The following is a 1,844-nucleotide window of genomic DNA, read 5'->3' as shown; positions in this document are numbered from 1 at the left end:
TGGTGCCGCGTTGCGCCGTGCCCGCTGCCGTGGTGGCGGTGGAGTCCCACATGGTGGGGGCGGGTGCGGTGAGGACGGTTTGGCCGGCGCGGTCGTGGCCGGTGATGTTTCCCGCCGGGTCGGCGGTCAGGGTGACGCCTTTGGTGGTGGTGGTCAGGTCGAGGGCGGTGAGTTTCGGGTTGGTCGCGGCTTGGCGGTTCTTGATCACGAAGACGTGGGAGAAGGTGCCTTCGGCGGTGATCCGGACGGTGAGGTCGACCCCGGGTAGGACCTCGGGGTAGGTGGCTGTCGGGCCGGTGAGGGTGGGTTTGGGTAGGGGCATGGGGGTGGCGAGTGACAGGGCGCGGTCGCCGCTGGTCAGTTCGGCGAGGGGGCCGGTGCCGCCGGGGGAGAGGCGGACCTGGTTGGTGGTCACCGCCGGGGTGATGCTGCCGTCGGGGTGCCGGATGAGGGTGGGGTCGAGGTTCTTCCACTTGCCGTCGACGCGGGTGCGGGTGGGCATGGCGGTCTGGGTCAGCTCGATGGTGCCGTCGGGGCGGGCGGTGAGGGTGGCGGTGGACGTGCCGGCGGCGGTGGCCTCGACCGGTCTGCCCGTGCGTCGGGCCTGCGCCACGGCCTGGTCGACGCCCAGTGAGGTCGGTGCCGGCTTGGCGGCTGCGGGAGCGGCGGGCGCGGCGGCAGCCGGTGCGGCGGTCGGGCCGGTGGCCGCCCCGACGACGATGAGGCTCACAACGGCGCTGGTAGCGACGACTCTTGTCGCTCTTGTCCTTCGTGGAGGGTGACTCTTGGGCACGGTAGTGGTTCCTTCCCCGTTTGTGTGTCCGTTGGACGCATGATCGCGGCCGGTGGGCGGCCACAGTGAATCAGTCCCGGCAGGTCTTCGGGAACGCCTGACGCCACATCCCGTTGTCCCTTTCGGACTCAAAGCGGTGGGTTTGATCTATGTGACGTTCGTCTATCGTTATCAGCGCGTGACCTTCCGGCGGGCTGGACGTGAAACATTGCCGGCCCCCACGGGGGTGCGTGTTCGATCACTCTGCGTGGCGTTCCTTGTATCTGGGAGTGTGGATCTAACGGCTCTGTCTCACTTTCGGCTCTGTCTCACTTTCGGTGGTGACGGAGGGTGGTGGTTAGCCGAACGGGACCGTGGCGACCAAGGTCGACCAGCGCACCGGCGGCGGGCAGTGGCGGGTGCTGGGCGCCTACGACTTTGCCGCGGGGACGCGCCAGGTCGTCGGGGTCAGCCGCTGGACCAGCACGTCGGGGTACGTCGTCGCCGACGCCGTCCGGATCACCCGCCTCTGAGCAGCCGACCCGTCCGGGGTGCGCCTCAACGCTCCGGACGAGTCGCGCGTTCAGTCCCCTAGCAGCCAGAGCGCGCCGAGCGGTGGCACTCGTAGTGCCACGGACGCCGGCAGGCTGTGCCAGGGCACGTTCTGGGCGGGTACTTGCCGAGGTTGCCTCCCCGGAGCCGCCGTAGTGGTGGGCGTCGGTACCGTTACGGTTGCGGCCGGTGATGTTCCGGTGGTGTCCTCGGTGACGACGATGCCACGGTTGGTCCGGCGTGAACTCGTCGCCCGCACCGGACCAACCGATGGTCAGAAGACGATGCCTAAGGCTGACCAGTTGGCGCCGATAATGGTGTGGCCAGGCTTGAACCGGCCGATTCCGTTGCCCTGGTACAGATAGATATCCTTCGTCGAGGCGTGCCGGACGATGACGTCGCTGTTGCCGTCCATGTCAAAGTCGCCGACCGAGAATATGGTGTCGAATGCGGACCAGTTGGCCCCGATGATTGTCGAGCCGGAGATGAAGCTTCCGGTGCCGTTGCCTTTGTAGAGGTA

At 67.9% G+C, this 1,844-nt stretch carries 2 protein-coding genes and 2 pseudogenes; 1 reads left to right on the top strand and 3 read right to left on the bottom strand.

What is annotated here, in order from left to right:
- Positions 1-730, bottom strand: a pseudogene (locus ACH4T9_RS26565) (LamG domain-containing protein); the annotation flags it as partial.
- Positions 731-1,146: 416 nt separating this feature from the next.
- Here ACH4T9_RS26565 and ACH4T9_RS26560 point away from each other — a divergent pair.
- Positions 1,147-1,305: a hypothetical protein gene (locus ACH4T9_RS26560; protein ID WP_396674060.1), complete on the top strand. Its 159-nt coding sequence runs from the start codon at positions 1,147-1,149 to the stop codon at positions 1,303-1,305.
- Between the two features lie 50 nt (positions 1,306-1,355).
- Here the strand turns inward: ACH4T9_RS26560 and ACH4T9_RS26555 are convergent.
- Together ACH4T9_RS26555 and ACH4T9_RS26550 are read right to left on the bottom strand one after the other, a co-directional pair.
- Positions 1,356-1,494, bottom strand: a pseudogene (locus ACH4T9_RS26555) (alpha amylase C-terminal domain-containing protein); the annotation flags it as partial.
- 104 nt (positions 1,495-1,598) lie between these two features.
- The coding region (locus ACH4T9_RS26550; protein ID WP_396674059.1) for an FG-GAP repeat domain-containing protein at positions 1,599-1,844 on the bottom strand (246 nt) is incomplete at its 5' end.

It is taken from the genome of Micromonospora sp. NPDC020750, from assembly GCF_044334565.1.
Taxonomy (GTDB): Bacteria; Actinomycetota; Actinomycetes; order Mycobacteriales; family Micromonosporaceae; genus Micromonospora.
The sequence above is the reverse complement of the archived record's forward strand: the minus strand, read 5'-3'. Positions and strand labels throughout refer to the sequence as shown.